The organism is Microbulbifer agarilyticus (genome assembly GCF_019800665.1).
Lineage (GTDB): Bacteria > Pseudomonadota > Gammaproteobacteria > Pseudomonadales > Cellvibrionaceae > Microbulbifer > Microbulbifer agarilyticus_C.
The window spans coordinates 470,000-495,264 of the sequence record NZ_JAHVKO010000004.1 but is presented as its reverse complement, the minus strand read 5'-3'; the positions used below and the strand labels follow the sequence as shown (position 1 = coordinate 495,264).

The following is a 25,265-nucleotide window of genomic DNA, read 5'->3' as shown; positions in this document are numbered from 1 at the left end:
CAATGAACTACGAGACCCCAGCGACCAGTATCAGCCAGAAAAATCCCCTGCAGATCATGTCCGATTTTTGCCAGCTTGTTGTGCGCCCGCGCCTGCGCAGGGCCGCGCTGTTATCCACCATTCTCAGTAGTGCCGTGCTGGTCGCCTGTTCCGGCGGCAGCGGGCAGTCCACCGAAGAGCTGCCCAACACCAATCCCGATTCCGGTGATACCAGCTATGCCGGCCCGGCTCCGGAAAGTGAAGACGTACAGAACTACAAGCGCTATATCTGGGACAACCTGGCGGCGGAAAACCGCTGCGGCAGCTGTCATGTGGAGGGCAACCAGAGCCCGCGCTTTGTGCGCGGCGACGATATCAACCTCGCACACGGCGAAGGCCGTGACCTGGTCAATCTGGGCGCACCGGAAGATTCGCGCCTGGTGACTAAGGTGGCCAGCGGCCACAATTGTTGGCTCGCCAGTGCCGACGCCTGCGCGGACATTATTACCGGTTACATTGCCGACTGGGCTTCTGCGGCCGGCTCCGTGGCCAGCACCATCACGCTCACTCCTCCCACCGAGCGCGAAGTCGGCGAGAGTAAAAGCTTCCCGGAATCCAGCGGCAACTTTGCGAGCACCATTTATCCGCTGCTGGAACAATACTGCTCCAGCTGTCACAGCGAAGACGCCGGTACCGCGCAACAGCCGTACATAGCCAGCAGCGATGTCGACCAGGCCTACGAGGCCGCGAAACCGCGGATTGACCTCGACAGCCCGGAGAATTCTCGTCTCGTGGTGCGCCTGGGAAGCGATTTCCACAACTGCTGGACTAACTGTTCGGAAAACGCCGATGCCATGGCCGCAGCAATTCGCAATTTCGCCGACGGTATTTCGGTAACCGCCGTGGATCCCAACTGGGTAATCAGTAAAGCCCTGTACCTCACCGACGGTGTGGTGAGCAGTGGCGGCGGCCGCATCGATAACAACGCGATCGCGCTGTACGAATTCAAAACCGGCAGCGACGATATCGCCTACGATACCTCCGGCATCAACCCGGCCATCGATCTGAAGTTGTCCGGCGACTATGAATGGCTTGGTTCCTGGGGTGTACAGCTGACCGGCGGTAAAGCCCAGGCAACTACCGCCACCAGTAAGCGTCTGTTCGACACCCTGAGTGGCACCGGCGAATACACCATCGAAGCGTGGGTCGCCCCGGCCAACGTGGTACAGGAAGGCCCGGCGCGGATTGTCAGCTACTCCGGTGGCAACGACATTCGCAATTTCACCCTCGGCCAGGCGATGTACAACTACACCTTCCAGAACCGCAACGATGCCAGCACCAATGCCGACGGTATGCCCGCGCTGATCACCGACGATATGGCGGAGCGCGCGCAGGCAACCCTGCAACATGTGGTTGCCACCTTTGACCCGATCAACGGCCGCCGCCTGTATGTGAACGGTGAATTCACCGGCGATGCCGATCCAGTGGAAGCGGGCCTGCTGTCTACCTGGGACGATACCTTCGCGCTGGTACTGGGTAGCGAAGTCTCCAATGAAAACCAGTGGCACGGCTCCGTGCGCCTGCTGGCGGTTCACTCCCGCGCGCTGAGCCAGGATGACATCCTGACCAACTACGATGCGGGCGTCGGTGAAAAATACCTGCTGCTGTTCAAGGTGGAAGACGAGACCAACGTGCCGGAAGGCTACGTGATGTTCGAGGTACAGCAGTTCGACAACCACGGTTACCTGTTCAGCGAACCCAAGTTCATCAGCCTGCAAGACGGTGTTACCCCGGACGGCGTTGTTATCCAGGGTATGCGTATCGGTATCAACGGTCGTGAAGCTGTGGTTGGACAGGCATGGGCGAATCTCGATACCACGGTGAGCGCAACCGATTACGATGCAGAAACGGGGCAGAAACTTTCTCCGCTCGGCACCATCATCAGCCTGGAGAAAGGCCCCACCTCGGACGAGTTCTTCCTGACCTTCGAGCGCCTGGGTAATGAAGAGTTCGTACGCGTGGAAGCCACCCCGGCCGCGCCGGCTGCGGCCGCGGACCTTACCCCGCAACCGCGCATTGGTATTCGCCGTTTTGAGCAAATTCACGCAGTACTGTCTGCAGCCACCGGTATTTCCAGTGCGCATCCAGACGTGGTGGACACCTGGGAGAAGGTGAAACAACAGTTGCCGGTGGAAGCCGATATTCAGGGCTTCCTCGCCGCGCAGCAAATGGGTATCACCCAGCTGGCGGTGAAGTACTGCAGCACCCTGGTAGACGACACTAGTGCGCGCGCCAGCTACTTCTCCGGCTTCGACTTCTCCGCTGCCGCGAGCAGTGCGTTTGATAACGACACCAAGCGCGCACAGATTCTGGATCCGCTGCTGGAAAACCTGCTGGGACGGCCGATTACCTGGAGCGCGGCTGTGGGCGGCCACACTGCGCAGCTGGGTACCGCACCGGATGAAAGCGCGGTACGCGCCGAGCTGGACGGTCTGATCGACAAGATGACCGCCTGCGGCGCTGGCTGCAGTGCAGACCGCACCGCCACAACCGTCAAAGCTGCCTGCGCCGCAGCGATGGGCAGTGCGATGATTTTGATCCACTAAATTTTTGTGTGTGCGCTTCGCTGAGCGAAGCGCGACGACAAGACAACGCATTAAAAAATACGCAAGACCCGGGAACCCGGAAACGTCATGAGCAAGAAAAAACATTTTGAACTGGACCAACCACTGCGCCACCCGGACCACCACCGCCCGGTAAGTCGACGAGACTTCCTCGGCCAGGGTTTCCGCGCCGGCATGGCAACCGTGTTGGGCGGTTCGGTATTCAGCCTGTTCGCCAATCCGGCCCAGGCAGAGGTCAGCCTGTCTTCAGACCTTGAAGCGATGCGCGCCCTGTGCGGCGTCAGCAAGAACGGTGCGGGCAAAATCCCCTTCATCTGCTTTGACCTGGCCGGTGGCGCCAACATCGCGGGCTCCAACGTGCTTGTTGGGAAGCAGGGTGGCCAGTTCGATTTCCTGAGCACCGCGGGTTACAGCAAGCAGGGTCTGCCCGGCGATATGGTGCCTTCACTGACCGATGGCACCGGCAACCCGTTGTACAACACCGACCTGGGTCTGGCGTTTCACAACGACAGCCAGATGCTGGCGGGGATCCTTGAAAAAATATCCCCCGGAACAGCGGGCGCGATTAATGGTGCGGTCATTCCGGCACGCTCGGAAAACGACACCGGCAACAACCCGCACAACCCCATGTACGGCATCAACCGCGCCGGCGCCAACGGTTCGCTACTGGCATTGATCGGCTCCCAGACCAGTGAATCCGGCGGCAACTCCATGGCACCGATGGATCTGATTAACCCCGAAGTGCGCCCCACCAAGATCGACCGCCCATCGGACGTTACCGGTCTGGTTGATGTTGGCGATCTGGTTGGCCTGCTGAGCCAGGAAGACACCGTGGCGGTAATGGAATCCATGTACCGCATCTCCAATTCCAAACTGGGCAAGGTCAACACCCGCGTCACCAATGACGCGGTGATCAAGGATCTGGTGAAGTGCGGCTACATGAAGAGCGCCGACCTCGCCGCACGCTTCGGCGACCCGTCTGCACTGGATCCGACGCTGGACCCGGATATTGTCGGCCCCGCCGGTATTTTCAGCTCGAACGAATTCCTCAATGATCGCGAATTCCAGAAAGCGGCTTCCACCATGAAACTGGTGATCAATGGCTACGCCGGCGCCGGCACCATCACCATGGGTGGTTATGATTACCACACCGGTGATCGCGCCACCGGCGAGCTCCGCGACCTGCGCGCAGGCCGCTGTATCGGCGCCTGCCTGGAGTACGCACGCCGGGTTAACCAACCGCTGATGGTGTACGTATTCAGTGATGGCTCCGTGTTCAGTAACGGCATGATCGACGACTCCGCGGAAGGCCGCGGTAAAGGCGTGTGGACCGGCGACAACCAGCAAACCGCTGCATCATTCTTCCTGGTTTACAATCCTGCGGGTCGCCCACAACTGCTGGGCGGCAGTGCCGACGAGCAGGCACGCCACCAGCAACTGGGTTACATGCGCGCATCCGGTGATGTGGAAACTGCCGGTAGCCCGGCGGCGAACAACGTCAACCAGCTGGTGCAGACCGTAGTGCTGAACTACATGGCGCTTCACGGTGAGCAGGGCAATTTTGGTAGCCTGTTCCCGAATCACGGCCTCGGCAATGCCAGCCTGATGGACAGCCTGACGGCGTTCCAGCCCATCGTCTAACACGAAACTCATTAGCGAAGTAACAAGATGTACCCGATTCGCCTTCTAATGTTTGCCTGCAGTCTGCTTGGCGCCGGCGCGACGCATGCCGAGTGGCACTACGACAAGCAGGCCATTATGGGTACCGAGGTGCATCTGCAGTTCTGGCACGAGGACACCGCGCAGGCGGCGCAGATTACTCGCGCTGTGATGGATGAGTTTCGCCGTATCGATGGCGCACTCTCGCCGTACAAGGAAGACAGCGAGCTATCCGAAGTGAATCGCACCGCGGGCAAAAGTGCGGTGAAGGTATCCGACGAGCTGGCACGAATTGTGGATAAGTCCCTGTTCTATAGCCGACAAACCGACGGGGCCTTCGATATTACCTACGCAACGGTGGGTAGCCTGTACAACTTTCGCGAGAAAAAGCAGGCAGACAAAAAAACCACCGACAGTCTGCTCGAGGCCGTTGGATACCAGCATATCGAGCTCGACCGCGATGCAGGTACGCTGCGCTTTGCTGACCACCGCACCAAGATTGACCTTGGCGGCATCGCCAAGGGCTATGCGGTGGACCGTGCTGTCGATATTCTGAAACAATATGGTGTTACCAATGCCAATGTGAGTGCCGGCGGTGACGCCCGCCTGATTGGTGACAAAAGAGGCAAGCCCTGGCTGGTTGGCATTCGTCACCCCAGAGATAAAAGCAAGAATGCCGCGGTGATACCGCTGGAGAATACCGCCCTATCCACATCCGGGGATTACGAGCGGTTTTTTATTAATGACGACGATCACCGGGTGCATCACATCTTCAACCCGGCCACAGGAAAGCCCACCGACAGTGCCATCCAGCACGACGGCCAGAGCAGTGACGCTCACAACGAGGATGTACAAAAGTTAATTAGCGTTAGCGTAATTGGCCCACAGGGATTCGATACCGACCCACTCTCCACCAGTGTTTTTGTCTTGGGCAAAAGCAAAGGACTCGCGCTGATCGAGCGCATGGACGGGTTTGAAGCCATCGTAATCGATGCCAACCGCCGGATGTATTTCTCCAGCGGACTCGGCAATCCCTAAGCGCATCCAGATGAGTAGTGCCAGGGCGGAAATAGCTTGTATCTATAGACAAGACACTAAGAATTTATACGGGTCAGCACGGCAAAAATGTGAATCAATTCACTCGTAAGACGTGATGCACTGACATAATCACTCCCTCACTTGCGCGAATAATTAACGACAACCGAACACAATATTTTTCAGGTTTTACCATGTTTTCCCTGTGTCACCTTCCCCGCCCACGCACCGGTATCCGTACCAAGTTTGGTGCTCTGCTTACCGCATTCACCCTGATGACCGCAGGGCAGAGCTTTGCCCAGGAAGGCGACTTTCCTGCAGAGGATCTGGAATCTCTGAAAAAGGAAGTACTGAAGCTGAATCGGGATCTGCTGGTACTGGAAGAAGATCTACTGTTCCCCGCGCAAAGCCAGGTGGCTGTGTACGTGTCCATGGACGTTGGTCACTTTTTTGACCTGGACTCTGTAAAACTGCATATCAACAACAAACTGGTGGAAACCCACCTGTATACCGAGCACCAGAAAGACGCCCTGTTCCGCGGCGGCATCCAGCCGCTATTCAAGGGCAACCTGAAGTCTGGTGAACACACCATCACGGCATTTTTCAATGGCACCGGCCCCGAGCAGCGCGAATTCAAGCGCGCCGCCAGCCTGGAGCTGAAAAAGACCGACGAACCGGCGGTGATCGAGCTGCGTATTTCTGATGCTGGCAGCAAACAGCAGCCGGAGTTCAGCGTCGTCCAATGGCCGGCACCCTGAGTTTCCCATGGGGTCTGTTGTGCTTAAGAAAGCTTCTCTGGCGCTCGCGCTGACCGGCATTATTGCCGGGGCCGGCACCTGTGTTGCGCAAGGTGAACCTGCTCCCCAAAATGCCGCAGAGTCGGGCAAGCAAAAATTCCAACAAGCACAGGACATGCGCTACGGCGCCGCCCTGTACCACTACTTTCAAGGCAACACCTTTGATGCTCTGAGCACCCTGATGGTATCCGACCTGCGCGGCGGTATTTCCCATCATGCGGATAACGCGGACCTGATCCGCGGCGGTATCAGCCTGGCATTTGGCCTCGAGCGCCAGGCAGCCACGCTGTTCGAACAGCAGTTACAAAAAGCCGTTGATGAAGCAAATCATCAGCGCCTGGCGCGCTTCCGCCAGATCGCCTGGATGAAGCTTGCGGAGCTGAATTACCGCCACCAGAACTGGGACACCGCGGCCCAGCAGCTGGAAAAATCCGGAGCCATCCACGAAACCACCCTGACCCTCAACCTGGCGATTCGCAATGGCGATCTCGATCAGGCTGCGCAACTGTTGCGCATGGCCGACCTGGCGGTAGCGGAGCGTGTACTCGGGCACAACAACCTGGCTGCCGCGTTCGCACGCGACGAGGACTTCCCGGCGGCTGCCGCGGAATACCAGCGCGCGGCCGATCTCGTGGACACCGTCACGCTCGACAAAGATCTCGACGCGGAGCTGCGCGAAGAGCTGTACATCCTGCGGGACAAAGCGCGTATCGGCGCGGGCTATGCCCTGACGCTGCAGGGGGATTACGCCGCGGCGGCCGAGGAATTTCGCCGGGTAAGACTCGATACACCCTGGTCAGCAGACGCGCTGCTCGGCCTCGGCTGGGCGTCGGTGAATGGCCAGATGCACACCCAGGCGGTGGACGCGCTGGGCTACCTGATCCGGCAAAACCCGTTACTACCGCAGGTACAGGAAGCACTGCTCGCGCTGCCGTATACCTACGAAGCTCTGGACCGCCCGAAGCTTGCACTGCGCACCTATCAGAGCGCCGAGCAGCAATACCAGCGTGCCCTCACCGACCTGAACAATCTGCATAGCGCCGCCGCAAAATTACAGTTTGCCGAAATTGATGGCGACGAAAAAATCGACCTGCAGCGCTACGGCTGGTTGGAAGATGCGGAAACCCCCGCGCTGATTCGAATGAACCAGCACTACCTGCTACAGATGATGCAAAGTGATCGCCTGCAGCTGCAATTGTCAGAGCTGCGCGACCTGCAACAGCTGCGCCGGGTGCTGGACCGCTGGCAACAACGCCTCCCCGAGTTTCACACCCTGATCGAAGAACGCGAGCAGCGCCGACTCAGTATTGTGCAGGCACACGATAGTGCCCAGTACGACCAGCAGGTACAAATTGCCGAGCAGCAGCTGGATGAATTACAGGCGTCGTTACGGCGCATCGAATCTGAAAAGGACAGCCTCGCCTTATTGGCCACTCAAACCGGCGAGACGTCGGAATTTCTGCAAATGCTGCGCGAAGCCGAACAACGTTATGCACGTTTGAGTGCCGCAGGCAAAACCAGCAACTACCAACAGCAGACCCTGGCACGCGCGCGCGGTATTCTGCAGTGGCACGCGTCCGAGCAGTACCACCAGAATCTGTGGGAAAAGCGCAAAACCATCGATGCGCTGGAAGGCACACTCGTCGATGCCGCGCGCAATCAGCGCAAGGTAGCGCGTATCGCCGCCGAAGCGCCGCAGCTCAACCTGCTGAGCGGCAGCGTCGACGATGCCGGCCTGCGTATCAATCAGCAGCGCAACGCCATTGACCGTGCCAGCGCGGTGATCGAAACCCAGATCCGCGCAGATCTGCAAAGTGCACTGGGCGGCGCCCGCGACCGTGTTGAGCAATATATCGCGCATACGCGCCTGGCCATCGCGCGCATTCAGGATGCCGCCATGCAGGGGCACTACGACCTGCCTGCCGCTGAACCGACGACAGCGATAGCGCCCTCAGCCAGTGAGAAACCCTCAGCTGATGAAGTACCCTCAACTGACGAAGCAGCCTCGGTGAATCAAGAATTGGAGCCGGCACTGTGAGTGTTTTATTTTCACGCCCGCCCCGCAAACAATTGCTCGCCCTCGCGGTGTGTGCCTCCGCGGCACTGAGTGGCTGCGCCGGCTACGTGGATAACAGCAAAACCCTGGCAGACCTGCCAGCCGCTGCACTGCCGCCGGAACCACTGGTCGCCATGCCCAAGCTGGAAATTCCGGCGCTGATCAACAGCTACCAGAAAGCCCTGTCTTCGCAGCAGGACCCTAGGACCCGCCGCCAGATCCAACTGCGTCTTGCTGACCTTGAAATGGAGCGTCTGGAACAGCTGCAGGAAGACAACCCGGAAATGGCCGTAGCCTATGCCGAGGCCGTGCGTCATTACGAAGCGCTGCTGGAAACATCTGCCGACGACGACTACCTGGCCTACCGCTTGGCTCGCGCACGCGCCCTCGATGGCAATGCACCGGGCGCGCTCGATGCGCTGGAAACGATTGTCCAGCGTAACCCGGAGTCGCCCTTTATTGCCGAGGCGTTGTTCCGCCGCGGCGAAGCCGCCTTTGGGCGCAAGCAGTACCGGGCCGCGGAGCGCGATTTTGCCGCAGTGCTTTCCCAGGGTGATACACCCTTTGCGCGCAACGCCCGCTACATGCTCGGTTGGAGCCAGTTCAAAGACGCACGCTACAAGGCGGCCAGTGAAACCTTCCTGACGCTGATGGATGACCTGCTGGCAGAAAATAGCGAAGAGCAGAAACTCCTCGGCCAGCTCGATAAGGGTGAGCGCCGACTGGCCAACGACACCCTGCGGGTACTGGCACTTGGCTTCAACTATCTGGGCGGTGCCGAGGTAATTGAGTCGTTTGTATCCGACGCAGGTCCGCGCTCTTACCATCACCTGCTGTACCGCGGCCTGGGGAATTGGTATGCGGAAACCGAGCGCTACCGGGATGGTGCACAAACCTTTCTGACTTTCGCTTCACGATATCCACAAACGGACGAAGCACCGCAGATGCATGTGCGTGCGGTGGAGATATTGCAACAGGGCAATTTCCCCAGTGAAGTGATACCGGCCAAACGGGACTTTGTTACGCGGTACGGCAGCCGCAGCGGTTACTGGCAAACTGCCGACGATACCAAGCGCCATTTGATCGGGACTCATCTGAAACCCTGGCTGGAAGAGCTAGCTCGCTTTGATCACGCCCGCGCCCAAGCCCTGGCAAAAGAAGCACAGAACCCGAAGAATCGCGGCAAAGCCGCGGCTCGAGCCAAGCAACAATCGCGCGAAGCTTTTATCGCTGCGGCCACGCTGTATCGGGAGTTTACCGATACCTTCCCGGACGACCCGAAAATCCCAGAACTCACTTTCCTGATGGCGGAAAGTCTGAACGAGGCTGGGCAGTATGCGCAGGCATTCGCTGCATACCGTCACGTGGCCTGGGGCATCTCCAAGGAAACCGGCACGCCGCCCCCACAAGCCACCGAAGCTGGTTATGCGGCGATCCTCATGGCCGGGCGTGTTTATGATGCCGAAAAGCAGATCAACAACAACGAAGAACAGGCTAACCTCTGGCTGGATCTGAAAACCGAAACCAGCCTGCGCTTTGCCGATAGCTGGTCGCAGGATCCCCGGGCACTGCCGGCGCAGCTGGATGCGGCGCACAACCTGTTTGCCCAGTACCGTCATCAGGAAACCATCGATGCGGCCATCAAGGCGGCAGGCTGGCAGCCACCACCTACGCCTAAACAGCGCCGCAGCATCTTGCTGTTGCTGGGCCACAGCCAGTTTGAAACAGAGAACTACCCGGCGGCAGAACAGGCCTATGCGCAGTTGCTTGCCGGCATGGCCAGCGGCGACCCGGATTACATCAGCACGCGCGACCGCTTGCAGTCATCGATCTATAAACAGGCGGAAGTGATTCTGAGTCAGGTGCTACTGACCACCAACAGCATGGAATTCGTGGCGCCCACGGAAGAAGCCATCGAGCTGCTGTTGCGGGTACGCGACAGCGGCCGCTCTGCGATCGCCGCAACCGCGCAGTACGACGCGATTAACCAGCTGATGCGTCTGGAGCGTTGGCCGCGCGCGCACACCGAACTGCTGGACTTCCGCAAGTTTTATCCACAACACGAATTGACGCCGACACTGACCGCTAAGGCCGTGGTGGTGTATCAGGGTATGGACCTGCCGGAAGCCGCCGCCAAAGAATTGCTGATGCTGGCAAAAACAGACAGTGACCCGAGCGTACGCCGCAACTCACTGTACCTGGCAGCGGAGCAGTTTGAAGTTGCCGGCAACCGCGCCCGCGCGATCGACGCGTATCGACTGTATGCCCGTGACTGGCGGCAACCTGCGCTGCAAAACCTGGAAGCGCAACATCAACTGGTCACCCTGTACGGTAAAGCCGGCGATCAGTCCGCGCGTAATCAATGGTTGCAGAGCCTGGCAAGCAACGAGGTTTCCGAACCCCGCGGCCGCTATCTCGCCGCTTTTGCGCAAAACGAACTGGCGGACCAGAGCTTTGCGCGTTTCGAGCGCCTGGCACTGACCTTGCCGCTGAAACAAAGCCTGCGCAATAAAAAGCAGGCGATGGAAACGACCGTTACGGATTACAAAAAAGTACTGGAATTTGGTATTGCCGAATTCACCACCGCCGCCAACTATCGCCTGGCAGAAATTTATCGCCAGTTGAGCCGCGACCTGATGGACTCGCAACGCCCCAATGGCCTGAATCCGCTGGAACTGGAGCAGTACGAAATCCTGCTGGAAGAACAGGCCTATCCGTTCGAGGAAAAAGCCATCGAACTGCATGAGGCCAACATCAAGCGCACCGCCGATGGCGTCTATGACGAGTGGATCAAGAACAGTTTCTCCTCACTGGAAAACCTGCTCCCCGCCCGTTACCGCAAACCGGAGTCAACTGTGGAGTGGAGCGATGCAGCGTATTAATCGCAACCTGCGTACATGCGCAGCCTTGCTGGCACTCGGCGCACTACTGCTCAGTGGCTGTGCCAGTAACCCGGAAGCACCCGATGAAGGTGCTGCAACCCCGACAATGGCCGACGGTGAATCGAGCAAACGGGTTGCCTCGCCCAATCCCTATCTGAGCGAAGCCCCCGGTGTCCCCTCTGGTGCCCAACAGGCACTGGCGAACGCCCGCGGCTACTTCGAGCAGCAACAGTTTGCTGCGGCGGAAACCGAGCTCCAGCAAGTGGTGAGCCAATGGCCGGAACTTTCCGGTGCCTGGCTCAACCTGGCAAAAGTACAGCTGAAGCTGGAACAACCGGAGCAGGCGGAGCAAAGCCTACAACAGGCGGTCACCGCCAATGCAAAAAATGTGTTTGCCTGGAACTCGCTTGGCGTATTGCTGCGCGATCAGGGCCGTTTTGACGAAGCCCGCGAAGCGTATCAGAGCGCGCTGAACCAGTGGCCAGACTTCGCCATGGGCCATCGCAATCTGGGAATTCTCTTTGACCTCTACCTGCACAAACCGGAACAGGCTTTGCATCACTACCGCGAAGCGCAGGCACTGGAGGCAGAGGAAGATCGGATGCTGAAAGGTTGGATTATGGATCTGGAGCGCAGACTGTAGATGAAAACGATCAAACGTGTCCGCTTACTGACTACTGCCGTTACCTGCACCCTTGCCGTCTTTTCAGGTGCTGCGCTGGCGCAGGACGATGACGGTGATGTTATTTCGCTGGAGTCGACCATTATTGGTAGCCAGGAACAGCCCAAAGTGTTGTATATCATTCCCTGGAAACAGGCCACCAGCCTAGAAAAGATCGAGAGCACACTACCCAGCGCAATTACCCACAGTTTCCAACACCAGGAATACTCGGAATTACACAGGGAAATTAAGTTGCTCAAGGCGGCAGACGCCGAAGAATAAAAGGGCACTATACGTTCACAGATACTAGTGCCCGAATTACGTTTTTAGAAACACATATAACTTAATCACAACAAAAATCTTTACGTCCCGGAGATTTACCATGGAGTTTTTCAACACACTGCTGCGCTTTTTCCAAAATGGCGGCGCCTTTATGTATCCCATCGCACTGGTGCTGGTCATCGGCATTGTGCTGGTTGTGGAGCGTTGGGTTTTCCTGTCCCGCGCCAAGTTCGCCAACCGTCGCGCTTATGGCCAGGTTCTGCCGATGATGCAGCAGCGTAATTTCGCCGCCGCGCTCAAGTTCGCCCAGGGCGAAAAAGCCCCGGTAGGCAAGATCGTTGCCGCCGGTATTAGCACCGCCCAGCACGCGCGCAAAGATGAAAACATTGCGATGGCCATCGAAGAGAGTATTCTCGAAGCGGTGCCGCGCCTGGAAAAGCGCACCAACTACCTGGCTACCCTGGCCAACATCGCTACGCTGCTCGGTCTGCTGGGTACCATTATCGGCCTGATCGCGGCGTTCACCGCGGTAGCCAATGCCGACCCATCGGAAAAAGCCACCATGCTGTCTTCCAGTATTTCGGTAGCGATGAACACCACCGCCTTCGGCCTGATCTCTGCAATTCCGCTGCTGCTGGCCTACTCCATGCTGCAGAACAAAACCAACGAGATCATCGACAGCCTGGAAATGGCCGGCGTGAAGTTTCTTAACCTGATTACCCTGACTCGCGGTCAAAAAACCGAAGCGGCGGCGCGCCCTGCGGCCAAAGCCGGTGCACCGGCTTAATCGCCCCGAGCGCTAGACCCGACAACGTTAAGAACGAGAACAAGAGAGAGCCATGGCTATCCGACGCAGGCTGGAAACCGATCCGGATCTGGACATCACCTCTTTTATGAGCCTGATGACCGTTCTGGTACCGGTATTGCTTCTGAATATGGTGTTTTCCCATATCTCCGTACTGAACCTCAACCTTCCGGGACTGAGTGATGCCAGTGCGGCGGAGCAGAAAGAAAATCAACAGCTGGAAATGGTGCTGCGCGCCGAATACATCGACATCAACTATCCGGCGGGCATTCGTGTGAAGCGAATTCCCAACCGGGACGGTAAGGCGGATTTGAAGCTGGTGTCTGACGTGTTGCAGGAGATCAAACGCGCCCTGCGGGATAAGGATATCGACAAGAAAGATGTGGTAATTCTCTCTGAACCGGGGACTTCTTACCGCACACTGGTGAGCGCCATGGACACCGCGCGTTCTTTCCGTGCGGTAGTTGCAGCTTCCGTTGTAGACGCGGAGCTGTTTCCACAGATTTCCCTCGGCGACGCGCCCCAACAGGGTGACGCAGCGCAGGACAAGCAGCTGGCAGGCAACGCATTATGAAAGCGACGATCGGCGGCAAGCTGAAAGGGCGCAAACAGCGCCGGCATAAGGAAACCAAACTGAATCTGGTATCCCTGATGGATATCTTCACCATTCTGGTATTTTTCCTGCTGGTGAATTCCTCCGATGTGGAAGTACTGCAGACGGACAAGACCATCAAACTACCGGAATCCACTTCCACCCAGAAGCCGGAAACTACCACGGTAGTGCGCGTGAACGGCGACCAGCTGATGGTAGGCAACCGTATGATTGCCATGGTTGCGGACATCTCCGCAGACCAGGAACAAATCGAACCGCTGCTGAACGAGCTGAAGTACCTCGCCAGCCGCGCGGAGCCCCTGCCGGAAGAGAAACAAGATCTGGGACGCCCGGTGACCATCATGGGTGATGAAGAGGTTCCCTATGCGCTGTTAAAGCAGATCATGAACACCTGTGCGGCGGCGGACTACCGGGATATCGATCTGGCGGTAACCCAGACGACACCGCAGGACCCGGCGGCATCTGCCGCTGGCCAGTAAGGAGGTATGTACATGTCACCAGCCTCCCCAGCAAGCGGCCGCGCGGCGTTAATGCCGTGGCACTACTACAATTCGAAACTCCCCTGGGCCTCCGCCGAAGAGGAAGACCAGCGGTTTGGCAAGTTCCTGCGCTCCGGTTTTATCGCGTTCGTGGTACTCGGTGCATTGTTCACGTTTATTCCGGCACCGGAACTGACCCGTGAGCAAAAAGAACAACTGCCACCACAGTTGGCGCGGGTCATTCTGGAGAAAAAAGAGCTACCCAAGCCGGTGGAAAAACCCAAGCCAAAACCGGTAGAGAAAAAGGTTGAGAAACCCAAGGAAGTTAAAAAAGAAAAACCCAAACCGGCGGAAAAGCCCAAGCCGAAACCGATCAAGACCGTCAAACCCAAGCCACTGAGCGAAAAGGCCCCGGCAGCAGAGGTTGCCAAGGCGCGGGAGAAGGCGGCAAACAGCGGCCTGATGCAACTGCAGGACGACCTGATGGATATGCGCGACAGCCTCGACGTATCTCAGGTGGCCAATGCCAATTCCCTGGCGAGTGGCGCAGCCAATGCGCAGAAGATTGATCGCTCAATGATCAGCGATAAATCGAAAACTGCCAGCGGCGGCATCAATACCGGGCAGCTCAGCCGCAACACCGGCGGTTCTGCACTGTCTGGCCGCGAAACCACTCAGGTGGAAGTGACGGAAGCGACTGCAGCGGCCGAGTCCAGCGGCAAGCAGGCGCGTCGTGAACGCGGCTCGCGTGGTGAGGAATCCATTCGCCAGATTATGGAAGCCAACAAGGGGGCGATCTTTGCGATCTACAACCGCGCCCTGCGTCGCGATCCGACACTGGCGGGCAAGGTTACCGTGAAGCTTGTGATCGAGCCCAACGGCGTGATTTCCGCGGTGACACTGGTGAGCAGTGAACTGGAAAACGCAGACCTGGAGCGCAAGTTGCTCGCGCGGATTCGCCTGATCAATTTCGGTTCCGCCAACGTGGAAAAATCTACGCTGAACTACTCCATCGACTTCCTGCCTTCCTAAGCACTAGCGGTCGACGATGCCGGTGAGTCCTGGTCTGAATTTAATCAGCCGGACTCACCGCAACCCTCTTTATCGTCCCTGATTCCCACCTGCTATTCGTCCGCTACCCACCCGTCATCGAATTAGTGCATTCTGCCTGCCCGCTTTTTGCTCAGGCCACGTCCGTACTTTCCTGTATTTTTTGACAGTCCACAGCGTTTTTTCTGCCTAAGTACCAATTAGCATTGCAAGAAACGAGCAGGTTCTGGTACAAGTGTCCCACCAGAACTGTGACAACGTTCACACTAATGTATTGGATTGGCCGCCCGGCGCTATGCGCATTGTTTTCGGGCACGCCGCAGGCCAGTTGTTGATACCGCCGGGATGTTTAGCGGGAAGGTAAAAGGGACAGCCACAATGGCCATAGAAGAAAAAGAAAAAGTACCCGATACGGGTCTGCTCACCGATGTCTGGGAGCAGAGCGACAACGTGTTCGCCAAGAGCAAAACCGACCTGAGCAAGGTGCCAATGGACGAGCTGGTTGGGCGCGTGTTCAGCAATGGCCCCCATTACCATTACGTGTTTGACCTGTTTGACCAGGAGCTTGTGTATGTAAGCCCGCTGGTGGAACAGGTCCACGATCTCAAAATCGGCGACATGTCCTTCCAATCGATCCTGGACCAAATTCATCCAGAAGATATGGATTTTGTCGCCAGCGCCGAGGCCACCGCTATACGCCTCCTGCAAGAGCGTATCGGCATGGATAAGGTCACCAGCTACAAGGTCTCTTACTGTTTCCGTTTTCGAGTAAAAGGCGGTGAATACCGGCTGTTCAACCACCAGTCTTTAGTATTGGATACGGACGACCATGGCCGGGTCAGTAAAGCACTGAACGTACATACGGATATTTCCCACCTGACCACGAAAAACAACTATCGCCTGTCCCTGATTGGTATGGACGGGGAGCCCTCTTTTCTCAATCTGGAGGTGGATAACCACTCCAAGGCCGAGCAGCCCAATCGGCCGAGCTTTACCGAACGTGAATTGTCGGTAATCCGCCTGGTTTCAAAAGGGCTCACCAGTGCCCAGATTGGCGAAGCCCTGTCGCTATCGGAATACACCATCAAGAACCATCGCAAGCGTATTCTGAAAAAGGCGGGCTGCCAGAATATGAGTCAGCTTCTGGCGAGTTGCGTGGGCGAAGGCGTGATTTGATGGATCTCCCCATCACGCTGCCGCCGAAGGAATCGAGGGAACCGCACGAATCAAAGGAATCTATCTACCGAGCGTTGCGCAAGGTTCCAAATTCTTTCGCCCGGCGGGATGTGGCACAGCAAAGACTGGAGCTGGATCGTTTTATCAGTGCGAGTTTCAGCAGCGGCCCCTGTTATTACTATGTGCTGGATTTCCTCAATCTCGACAAGCCCATGCTGGTTAGCCCGGAAATCAAAACGATTCTGGGGCTGGATCCTGAAAATACCACGATCGAATCATTGATTGACCGGGGACACCCGGAGGATATTCCGTTTGTTGCCAAGGCCGAAGAAACCGCATTTTCCATTTTAAAAAACCAGATCGGCATGGCGCGGGTGACGGAATTCAAAATATCCTACAGCGGCCGTCTGCGCGTTGCCGATGGCAGTTACAGACTGTTCAATCATCAGGCCATTATTCTCGATACCGATGAACGGTTTGGGGTCGCCCGTACGCTGGGAATTCACACCGACATCAGCCACCTCGCCCAGCAGGGCAACCGCAAGCTTTCGCTGCTGAATCTGCATGGCGGGGAAAACTACCGCAATATTGACGTTTTCAACAATCCTGACCATTTCCTCGCCACCCCGTCACTTTTCACCCGGCGGGAACTGGAAATTGTGGAACTGCTTGCGGAGGGAAAGACAAGCGCTGTCATCAGCGAATTACTGGGAATTTCTGCGCATACGGTAAAAAATCACCGCAAAAATATCCTAAAAAAATCCGGCTGCAAGACGACGGGACAGTTAGTTTCGAAGTGTCTTAACGAAGGCCTGATATAGGCTGAGAGGGATTCAGTGAAGGGCAAACTGCAGCAAATAGATCCGAATGGGCTATTGCCCGGCACCGCGAATGGGCGCATTCTAAATTCTGAGCAGACCGCACGCCGGCATTAACGGCGGCCTAGATAGGGACTTCGCGCTCACCAACAAATTTTCATCCTGTGAGTTGGTTACAGCCGCAAGGCTGGCTCTGGGTAAGCCGGGACGGCTTACCTCAGAGCGCTTTTTTCTTGGATGACCGTCTTGCACTGGCGTTGTTCACGTGCATTTCTCAAGCCGCCCATATCACGCATCTCTTGCCAGGTTATTTTGGGCACTATCTGGCTCGCCAGGCTGGCTCCAGCGATTAATTCAAATCGACCGCGTACCGACGCAGCACCTCCATTGGCACGATTTCCAGCGCCTTTACGTGAGTGCGCTGCAAAAAAACACGCGGGGCCATTTCGGCTTGCTGCGCTTCCAGCCAGCGGGCGGCACACAGACACCAGCGGTCCCCTGGATTTAGCCCCGGAAAACCAAACTCCTCCACCGGCGTGCTGAGATCGTTACCACGTTCCGCGGAAAACGTCAGGAAGTCTTTTGTCACTTCGACACATACCGTGTGCGAACCCAGATCCTGATCATTCGTGTTGCAACACCCATCGCGAAAAAATCCAGTTAACGGATCTGTGCTGCACGGCACTAAAGGATCACCGAATACGTTCAACGATTCGTGCATTTCCAAAGTAATAGCCATGATTATTCTCCACCGGGTACTTCGTCTATCAGTTCTATATCGACCAGCTGCCAGCGCAGTCCATTCCGCTGCAGGCGCAGTAGTACGCGATCAAAGTCGTCGCGATTGCCACACACCACTTCTACTGTATTCATACCGGTAAAGTACCAGTGGTGTAAGCGCCAGTGATGACCGCGCTCTGCCTCTGTCGCTGCGCTTTCTTCTATCGGCGCACGGCGTTGACTGGCGGAAGGCGCTGGCGTGCCACGCCCGCCCATGCCACTCAGCTCTCGCTCGAACTCGCGCCAGTCCTTCTGCCCCTGGACAAGTTGCACGATCCCTTGTGGGCTGATCAACCGCTCCAGCAGCGGCCCAACAAACAGCTCCGCGCCGGCCTTAAACAAATCACCTAGCGCTGGTGGCAAGTCATCACTGATCGATTCACGAATTTGGTCCTGCAGCCGCGTGCGGATGTTGCCGCGTAGCCGGGGAAAATCCACATAGCGTTCGAGCTTGGCGACATCTTCGTTCTGAGCGGCCTCAATAAGCTGGTGTGCGGAATACCAGGGGAGGGCCACATAAAACATGATCAAGACAGATAGTAGCAACAGGCTACGCAGTAACCATTTCCCCATCGGGTATGAACTCTCGCAAGATTTCAGTCAGCATTTCGCTCATATTAGCTCTGTGTGCAGCCGAATTACAGGCGCTTACAAATGCGGGGCAAAGTAGGATTACGGCGCCAATCCTGTGTTATTGTTGCTCACCGCTCTGCCGGCAAGGGGTTAGAACACGCAACTGTGTTCGCCGGCCAATAAAAATGACAAAAATTGTTGGATTAAGGAATATCGACCATGAGTGATATCTATAACGCACCACAGGCGGACCTGTCGGGGGACCAAGAACCCAGTGGTGGCAACGGCTCCATCCCCAAAGCACTTGCCGGCGATTATCAGGTGGCAATTGGTGAGACACTGAGCGAAGCCTGGGCCAAAACCAGTGGCCGTAAAGGCACGGTGTGGCTCGGCGTACTGCTGTATTTCGTCGCCTACATCGCCATTACCGTGGTAGCCAGCCTGATCACTGGCCAATCCATGACCAACCCGGATGCCAATCAGGGGCTCGGCGCCATTCTTTCACAGGTAATTATTGTTGCTGCATCAGCGCCATTGGGCGCAGGCCTGATGATGATTGGTATCAAGATCGCACGCGACGAGCAGGTCTCGGGCACCGAAGTGTTCGCTCACTTCGACAAGACGCTGCCACTGGCTGCGGGCATGATCCTTATGTACCTGCTTGTTGTACTTGGTTTTATCCTTCTCATCCTGCCTGGTATCTACCTGATGATAGGCTACATCTTCATGATGCCGCTGATCGTAGATAAAAACCTCGGCCCTTGGCAGGCACTGGAAGTTTCCCGTAAAGCGGTGACCAAGCACTGGTTCCCAATCTTTGGCTTTATGATCGTCCTCTGCCTGCTGTATTTCGCCGGTTTCCTGGCACTGTTGATTGGCCTGATCTGGGCAATTCCAACCCTGGGTATCGCATACGGCATCCTGTATCGCAATATGTTTGGTGGTCACGAGACCAACCCGGAAATCTAATTTCCGAAGTTCCGGCGGTGCACCAGGTGCCGCCGGATCTGTCTCAATCGTTTACTTTGTAGCGACCAATGCACCCCTCTACAGCCCGCTCTACAGACTCCTCTACCAGCCGTTCCGCTGCGGAAACACCGCTCGACACCCTGTATCAAATCGAAACTCCGGAAGGTATCGACTTGAGTGTACAGGTGGCAGGGCCGGTTCCACGCATACTCGCCTATGCGGTAGATCTTTTATATCGCACACTTATTCTCGTCATTCTGGGTATCGCACTCACCTTCGCCGGTAAGGCCGGTGTCGGCTTCTGGCTGCTCGGGTCGTTTATTCTGGAATGGTTTTATCCGGTTTTTTTTGAAATGTTCCGCGGTGGGCAAACCCCGGGGAAACGCGCGTTTTCGCTCGCCGTCGTCAATGACAACCTGACACCCATCTCCTGGGGCGCATCCATTATGCGCAACCTGCTCCGTTTTGCTGATTTTCTCCCATTTGGATACTGCGCCGGAATGATCAGTATGAGTGCCAGCCGATACTTCCAGCGTCTTGGCGACTACGCTGCCGGCACGCTGGTTGTCTATAGACAGGAAGAAGCAAAACCTGTGGCCCTCCCACAAGTGCCACCCGCGCCCCCACCCAAAGGTCTGAAACTGCAAGACCAACAGGCGATTATTAGCCTTACAGAGCGTAGCACCGCCCTCAGTAAAGAACGCCAGCAAGAGCTCGCCGAAATATTAGAGCCAATCACGGGGCATCGCGGAGAAGCGAGTATTCGCTATTTACATGGTGTCGGCCGTTGGTTACTCGGTACCCGCCAGAAGTCAGCGACCGGTGCAGCGGCCGATACCCGGGATAAAGGCGTAGCGCAATGAAGCAGCAAGACTTTGAGGAACGCTACAGCCCATTGTGGGCACGCATTGAAAACTATCTTGCGGGCTATGAAAAAAATACTATCCCGCAAACACAATCTTCCGCCGACGATTCCCCTCAGCAATTCGATTTACCCGCGGCCTATCGCGACCTCTGTCAACAGCTTGCGATGGCCAAGGAACGCCAATATACCAGCTACCTGGTAACACGCCTGAATCAACTGGTGATGGCCTGTCATCAACGCGTGTACCAGCAACAGTCGGTCAATAAAAATCGCTGGCTGGACTTTATTATTCGCGGTTTTCCCTGCGCCTTGCGGGAGCAGGCGCGTTTTGTATGGCTCGCCTGCGGCCTATTCTTGGCTCCGGCACTGGTTATGGGGCTGGGCTGCTACTGGAACGATGCACTGATTTATGCAGTCATGTCACCGGAGCAGGTGCTGCAAATCGAAGCCATGTACGACCCCGCCAACCGCGTGCTGGGTCGCGAACGCGGCTCGGATTCCGACTTGCTGATGTTTGGTTATTACATCAAAAATAATATCGGAATTGCCTTTCGCACTTTTGCCTCGGGTATTGTCTTTGGCCTCGGATCAATATTTTTCCTGGTATTCAACGGCGTATTTCTGGGCGCTGTATTTGGTCAACTTACCCGGGTCGGATTTGCGGTAACTTTTTATCCCTTCGTTATCGGCCATGGTGCATTTGAACTAACTGCTATCGTGTTTGCCGGTGCCGCCGGTCTGATGCTCGGCCACTCGCTGGTTAACCCGGGTAATATCAGTCGACGGGCAGCGTTGCAGCAGGCGGGACGTAATGCGATGAAGATCATGTACGGTACGTTTCTGATGCTCGTTATCGCCGCTTTCCTGGAGGCATTCTGGTCCTCCAGCACCACGGTTAGCATGGAAGTGAAACTGGCAGTCGGTGCGCTGTTCTGGTTGCTGGTGATCAGTTACTGTGTGCTGGCTGGACGAGGCACCCATACAGATTCCCGCGAGGTCGTGCGGTGAACCTGAACCAACTGGTGGTACATGCGAGGCAACGCAGCAACTGGGAATCGGTCGATCTCGGCATATTGCTGGCACGTCGTCACTGGCTGCTGTTGGCGACACTGTGGCTCATACCTGCCGCAGCCGTATTCTCTCTGCTGTTGCTGATCTTTCCCGACAGGCCAAACCTGGCCCTGCTGGTCGTCTGGTGGCTAAAACCCATGTTTGAGCGGCTACCTCTTCTCCTGGCCAGTCGGCATTTGTTTGCGCAACTGGATAGTTTCCCGGAGGCGCTGAAGTTGTTTTTCCGCGCAAACCGCCATGACGCCCTGTCATGGATCAGCTGGCGCCGACTGAATTTCACCCGCAGTTTCGATTTGCCACTCACCGTTCTCGAACAAGCCAAAGGTCCTGCGCGCACAGCGCGCCAATCGCTCCTGCATCGACAAACCGCCGGCACTGCCAGCTGGCTACATATTGTCGGTGCCCATGTAGAGCTGATTTTGAGCGTTGGCCTATGGGCGCTGGTGTATATGATGCTGCCGGAGCAGATTGAAGTAGATTGGCTGCCTCTGATGCAAGGCGACAACCAGCTCTTCATGTGGCTCGCCAACGGCGCCAGCATTCTGGTGATGGCTGCCGTAGCACCATTTTATGTTTGCGGTGGCTTTATGCTGTATATCGGTCGCAGGGTGGAGCTCGAGGCTTGGGATGTTGAAATCCAGTTCCGTAAGCTGCGTGAGCGGTTCACGACAAAGCGCGGTAGTCGCAACCATCCACGACACGAAAACAATGATCCAGCGCAGACACAGCGCAAGTCTTCGTCAGCAAACACCACCCTTGGCTGCCTGTTGGCACTCATCCTTTGTTTACCCCTTGCCATGCCACAGCCAGCTCTGGCTGATGTGGTAACACCAGCGCAAGCAGAGGAGCAGATCGATGAGGTCATGGCCGATGACGCATTCCACGAAAAAGAAACCGTGCGCGGCTGGCGGCTCAAGGATTTCGAGGAACGTAAATACCGCTTTCCCGAATGGCTCATCGCAATCATTGAGTGGGTCGAGGGGCTCGGCTGGGACGAAGAAAGCGAAGAGACCGAGGCCTCCTGGATCCCGCTGCTCGCAGGTATCGTTGAAGTTATTCTCTGGTCCCTTGCCCTGGCATTGGTTGCCTGGCTGATATGGCATTGCCGTAACTACATTCGCCAGGCACTGGGGTTGCGCACGTACACAGACAATGCGCCGGCGCAGCGGCCAGAAACACTGTTCGGACTGGATGTCCGCGGTGACAGCTTGCCGGAAGATGTCACCGCAGAGGTATTAACGTTGTGGGAGCGGGGCCAGCAACGAGAAGCCATCAGCCTGCTTTATCGCGCGAGCCTGGCGCATCTTATCAATCGGTATGACTGCCCCTTTCAGGATCATCATACAGAGGCGGAATGTGCGCGACTGGTATATGAAGAGTCAGGGCTAAACAAGCAAATCACGCCCAAACTGGTACAGCTTTTCGGCCGCCTAACGCAGGTTTGGCAACATCAGGCCTACGCCCACCGCGCTCCAGCAACCCCACTGCTCGAATCACTTTGCCGTGACTGGCACATCAGTTTTTCTGCCACGCCGACAGACAGTGATGTACAGGGGGAGCAAGCATGAGCACCCGTATGAAAGGTTCCCGTGGTTTTGCCCGTGCTGCCCTGCTGTGGACGCTGCTGATATTAGGCATTTGCGCAGCCGCGTTCCTGTATTTTTTTGAGTACTACTCAGAGGAAGTGGATCGCGGATTCGGCTCTGAGGCACGTCGCAACCCGTACCTTGCTGCAGAGAAATTTCTTGATCGCATCGGTATTCCGCACCGGCAGGCAGACAATATCGCCGTGCTTCCGGCGCTCAACGACAACGATGTCCTGTTTCTCGCAAATAGCAACTTGATCTACAACGAGCAACGGCTCTGGGAATTGCTTGAATGGGTCGAACGAGGTGGTCAGGCGATCGTTGTGAGCAACCAGCTCACCACCGACGGCGAACGCAATTTACTGCTTGATCTACTCGGGCTGGAAGTTACGCACGGGGATACCGACCTTTATTTCAACTGGCGCTTGCGCGAAGTTTTTGGAGAGGAAACAAAGACGCTAAAAGAGAAAACGGTCAGCGAATTAATGCACGACCACAACCGCAAGCTCGCTGAAAAATCGAAGAAGCAAAAGTCAGACACTGCGCCCATCGAGGACGGCGTAGAAGCAACGCAAGACGCAGTTGCCAAGGATAAGCGCAACCCTGAAGTCGATCCCGAACGACTGATTAATCTGACCAGTGATGGCGGTACCAGTTACTCCCTGTATTTTGATCCAGAGTTGCTGCTAAGCCACGAGATGATGGCCCAGGGCGATGAAGCAGACGTGCAGGGTGGGTTGCTACACTGGGTCACTTTTCAAGACCTAACCCTGCAAGCTGGCCAGGCGTCAGCGCAACCTGACGATATCGCCGACTATGACAGCGACCTGTTGCACCATCAGTCACCGCTGGTATTTTTCGAGTACGGCCGCGGCCGGATCACACTGATGGCCGACAATGGTCTGTGGCAAAATCGACGCATTGGTGAATTCGACCACGGGTTTTTCCTGGCACATCTCGTCGGTCACAAGAATCTGGTGATGATCACCCACCCTCATTTTCTTGGCTTCGGTGAATTAATTCGACGCTACTGGCTGGAATTTTTCACTGCCGGGGGGCTTGCACTACTCGCATGGATTGCCAACCGCAGCCGTCGCTTTGGTCCGCGGGATCCAGAGGGTGCGCCAGTGCGTCGCTCGCTACTGGAGCATGTGCGCGCATGTGGCTATTTCTACTGGCGTGAGCACACCGCCCGAAGACAGTTCGAAAAGGTCCGATCGCAGCTTCTCGGAAAAATACTACCCCATGCGCCCAACCCTCTCACAGAGGATCGACAAGTCGAAGTCGGTCAGTCACTTGCCGAGCGAACCGGGTTAACTACCGCCGAAATTATCGCAGCCTTGTGGGGGCCCGCTCCCCACAGTGAAGAAATGTTTACCGCGTGCATGCACAGCCTTCAGATCATTGAGGACGCCTTATGAGCGAATCCACCCTGGACCAGACAACACTTTCCGACGAGACTGCCACCGCATCGGAAATCACAGACTCGCCATGGCAACAGGCAAGTTCGCTTGCTGACGAACTACGCGCGCGAGTGAACAATGTAGTCATTGGCCAGCAGGCCGTCGTCGATCAGGTACTGACGGCACTCCTGGCCAACGGGCATGTCCTACTGGAGGGCGTACCGGGGCTTGGCAAAACGCTGTTAGTACGCAGCCTGTCACAGGGATTTGGCGGGGAATTCCGTCGCATACAATTCACACCGGATTTGATGCCGGCGGATGTCACCGGGCACGCGATCTATCACATGGCGGAGAGTCGCTTCGAAGTACGGCGCGGACCGGTGTTCACCAACCTGTTATTGGCGGATGAAATTAACCGGGCCCCCGCGAAAACGCAGGCGGCGCTGCTGGAAGTCATGCAGGAGCAGCAGGTCACCATCGATGGGGAAACCCACAAGACCCCCAGTCCGTTTATGGTACTGGCAACACAGAACCCGGTAGAACAGGAAGGTACCTACCCATTGCCCGAGGCAGAGCTTGACCGCTTCCTGCTCAAGGTAATCATTGATTTTCCGTCTCGGCAAGCAGAAGAGCAACTTGCCGCAGCGGCCAGCGCAGGGCATATCGAGGCCCAGCTCACGAGCAATCTGCAGCCAGTTCTTGATGCCGCCGAGCTACAAAATCTACAGCAGCTGGTACCACAGGTGCAGGTGGACCAGGAAGTGTTGAGCTATGCCGTACGCCTGGTACGCGCGACCCGCGTGTCTTCCCAGCTGCGTCGCAGCGCCGGGCCCCGCGCGAGTATCGGCTTGATTCAGGCCGCAAGAGCCCATGCATTACTGGCAGGGCGAGAGTTTGTTCTACCGGACGATATCAAGTCGATGGCCATTCCGGTGATGCGCCACCGGGTGGCCGTGTCACCGGATATGGAAATTGATGGTGAAACCGCTGATACGGTACTGGCACAAATCATCGAAACCGTCGAGGCGCCTCGGCTGTGAGACCATCGCCACGGTTGATTCGGCTTTTGCTCATTGGCTGCGGCAGTGCGCTCCTCGTAAGT

The 25,265-nt window shown here is 56.7% G+C and carries 22 protein-coding genes; 20 read left to right on the top strand and 2 right to left on the bottom strand.

Going from position 1 to position 25,265, the window contains the following annotated elements; translation table 11 throughout:
- Positions 1–2: 2 nt before the first annotated feature.
- The 14 genes from KUV22_RS11595 to KUV22_RS11530 all read left to right on the top strand — a co-directional run bounded on the left by KUV22_RS11595 (position 3) and on the right by KUV22_RS11530 (position 16,919).
- On the top strand, positions 3–2,585 hold the full coding sequence (locus KUV22_RS11595; protein WP_222231298.1) for a LamG domain-containing protein: 2,583 nt from the start codon (positions 3–5) through the stop codon (positions 2,583–2,585).
- Positions 2,586–2,672: 87 nt separating this feature from the next.
- Positions 2,673–4,244, top strand: a complete 1,572-nt coding sequence (locus KUV22_RS11590; protein WP_222231296.1) for a general secretion pathway protein GspF — start codon at positions 2,673–2,675, stop codon at positions 4,242–4,244.
- 27 nt (positions 4,245–4,271) lie between these two features.
- The gene (locus KUV22_RS11585) at positions 4,272–5,300 is read left to right on the top strand and encodes an FAD:protein FMN transferase (RefSeq protein WP_261319464.1); all 1,029 of its coding nucleotides are present in this window, start codon (positions 4,272–4,274) and stop codon (positions 5,298–5,300) included.
- Between the two features lie 191 nt (positions 5,301–5,491).
- Complete coding sequence (locus KUV22_RS11580) at positions 5,492–6,055, top strand: AraC family transcriptional regulator (protein ID WP_222231294.1); 564 nt, start codon at positions 5,492–5,494, stop codon at positions 6,053–6,055.
- Between the two features lie 19 nt (positions 6,056–6,074).
- Positions 6,075–8,132: a tetratricopeptide repeat protein gene (locus KUV22_RS11575; protein ID WP_222231292.1), complete on the top strand. Its 2,058-nt coding sequence runs from the start codon at positions 6,075–6,077 to the stop codon at positions 8,130–8,132.
- Entirely contained in the window at positions 8,129–11,032 is a 2,904-nt protein-coding gene (locus KUV22_RS11570; RefSeq protein ID WP_222231290.1) for a tetratricopeptide repeat protein, read from the top strand. Before KUV22_RS11575 ends, KUV22_RS11570 begins: the two co-directional genes overlap by 4 nt.
- The gene (locus KUV22_RS11565; protein ID WP_222231288.1) at positions 11,019–11,675 is read left to right on the top strand and encodes a tetratricopeptide repeat protein; all 657 of its coding nucleotides are present in this window, start codon (positions 11,019–11,021) and stop codon (positions 11,673–11,675) included. The genes KUV22_RS11570 and KUV22_RS11565 overlap by 14 nt, the downstream gene beginning before the upstream one ends.
- Positions 11,676–11,975 carry a hypothetical protein gene (locus KUV22_RS11560; protein WP_222231286.1) on the top strand — a complete coding sequence of 100 codons (300 nt, stop codon included), beginning with the start codon at positions 11,676–11,678 and terminating at the stop codon, positions 11,973–11,975.
- 100 nt (positions 11,976–12,075) lie between these two features.
- Positions 12,076–12,762: a MotA/TolQ/ExbB proton channel family protein gene (locus KUV22_RS11555; RefSeq protein ID WP_222231284.1), complete on the top strand. Its 687-nt coding sequence runs from the start codon at positions 12,076–12,078 to the stop codon at positions 12,760–12,762.
- 52 nt (positions 12,763–12,814) lie between these two features.
- Positions 12,815–13,354, top strand: a complete 540-nt coding sequence (locus KUV22_RS11550) for an ExbD/TolR family protein (protein WP_222231282.1) — start codon at positions 12,815–12,817, stop codon at positions 13,352–13,354.
- Positions 13,351–13,872: an ExbD/TolR family protein gene (locus tag KUV22_RS11545; RefSeq protein ID WP_222231280.1), complete on the top strand. Its 522-nt coding sequence runs from the start codon at positions 13,351–13,353 to the stop codon at positions 13,870–13,872. The genes KUV22_RS11550 and KUV22_RS11545 overlap by 4 nt, the downstream gene beginning before the upstream one ends.
- Before the next feature lie 12 nt (positions 13,873–13,884).
- Positions 13,885–14,904 carry an AgmX/PglI C-terminal domain-containing protein gene (locus tag KUV22_RS11540; protein ID WP_222231278.1) on the top strand — a complete coding sequence of 340 codons (1,020 nt, stop codon included), beginning with the start codon at positions 13,885–13,887 and terminating at the stop codon, positions 14,902–14,904.
- A gap of 396 nt (positions 14,905–15,300) precedes the next feature.
- Entirely contained in the window at positions 15,301–16,098 is a 798-nt protein-coding gene (locus KUV22_RS11535; protein ID WP_222231276.1) for a LuxR C-terminal-related transcriptional regulator, read from the top strand.
- A complete protein-coding gene (locus KUV22_RS11530) occupies positions 16,098–16,919 on the top strand; it encodes a LuxR C-terminal-related transcriptional regulator (protein ID WP_222231274.1) in 822 nt (273 codons plus the stop codon). The genes KUV22_RS11535 and KUV22_RS11530 overlap by 1 nt, the downstream gene beginning before the upstream one ends.
- A gap of 346 nt (positions 16,920–17,265) precedes the next feature.
- Here the strand turns inward: KUV22_RS11530 and KUV22_RS11525 are convergent, their stop codons facing one another.
- Both KUV22_RS11525 and KUV22_RS11520 read right to left on the bottom strand, forming a co-directional pair.
- On the bottom strand, positions 17,266–17,655 hold the full coding sequence (locus tag KUV22_RS11525) for a DUF2237 family protein (RefSeq protein ID WP_222231273.1): 390 nt from the start codon (positions 17,653–17,655) through the stop codon (positions 17,266–17,268).
- A 2-nt stretch (positions 17,656–17,657) separates the two neighbouring features.
- Positions 17,658–18,269: a DUF2939 domain-containing protein gene (locus tag KUV22_RS11520; protein ID WP_222231271.1), complete on the bottom strand. Its 612-nt coding sequence runs from the start codon at positions 18,267–18,269 to the stop codon at positions 17,658–17,660.
- Between the two features lie 219 nt (positions 18,270–18,488).
- Between KUV22_RS11520 and KUV22_RS11515 the strand changes: the two genes are divergently transcribed.
- The 6 genes from KUV22_RS11515 to KUV22_RS11490 all read left to right on the top strand — a co-directional run bounded on the left by KUV22_RS11515 (position 18,489) and on the right by KUV22_RS11490 (position 25,203).
- Positions 18,489–19,238 carry a DUF975 family protein gene (locus KUV22_RS11515; protein ID WP_222231269.1) on the top strand — a complete coding sequence of 250 codons (750 nt, stop codon included), beginning with the start codon at positions 18,489–18,491 and terminating at the stop codon, positions 19,236–19,238.
- Positions 19,239–19,306: 68 nt separating this feature from the next.
- The gene (locus tag KUV22_RS11510) at positions 19,307–20,101 is read left to right on the top strand and encodes an RDD family protein (RefSeq protein WP_222231268.1); all 795 of its coding nucleotides are present in this window, start codon (positions 19,307–19,309) and stop codon (positions 20,099–20,101) included.
- A complete protein-coding gene (locus KUV22_RS11505; RefSeq protein WP_222231266.1) occupies positions 20,098–21,111 on the top strand; it encodes a stage II sporulation protein M in 1,014 nt (337 codons plus the stop codon). The genes KUV22_RS11510 and KUV22_RS11505 overlap by 4 nt, the downstream gene beginning before the upstream one ends.
- Complete coding sequence (locus KUV22_RS11500) at positions 21,108–22,742, top strand: hypothetical protein (RefSeq protein WP_222231264.1); 1,635 nt, start codon at positions 21,108–21,110, stop codon at positions 22,740–22,742. Before KUV22_RS11505 ends, KUV22_RS11500 begins: the two co-directional genes overlap by 4 nt.
- Positions 22,739–24,181 (top strand): DUF4350 domain-containing protein, encoded by a 1,443-nt coding sequence (locus KUV22_RS11495; RefSeq protein WP_222231262.1) that lies wholly within the window; start codon positions 22,739–22,741, stop codon positions 24,179–24,181. The genes KUV22_RS11500 and KUV22_RS11495 overlap by 4 nt, the downstream gene beginning before the upstream one ends.
- Positions 24,178–25,203 (top strand): AAA family ATPase, encoded by a 1,026-nt coding sequence (locus KUV22_RS11490; protein ID WP_222231260.1) that lies wholly within the window; start codon positions 24,178–24,180, stop codon positions 25,201–25,203. Before KUV22_RS11495 ends, KUV22_RS11490 begins: the two co-directional genes overlap by 4 nt.
- The last annotated feature ends 62 nt before the right edge of the window (positions 25,204–25,265 follow it).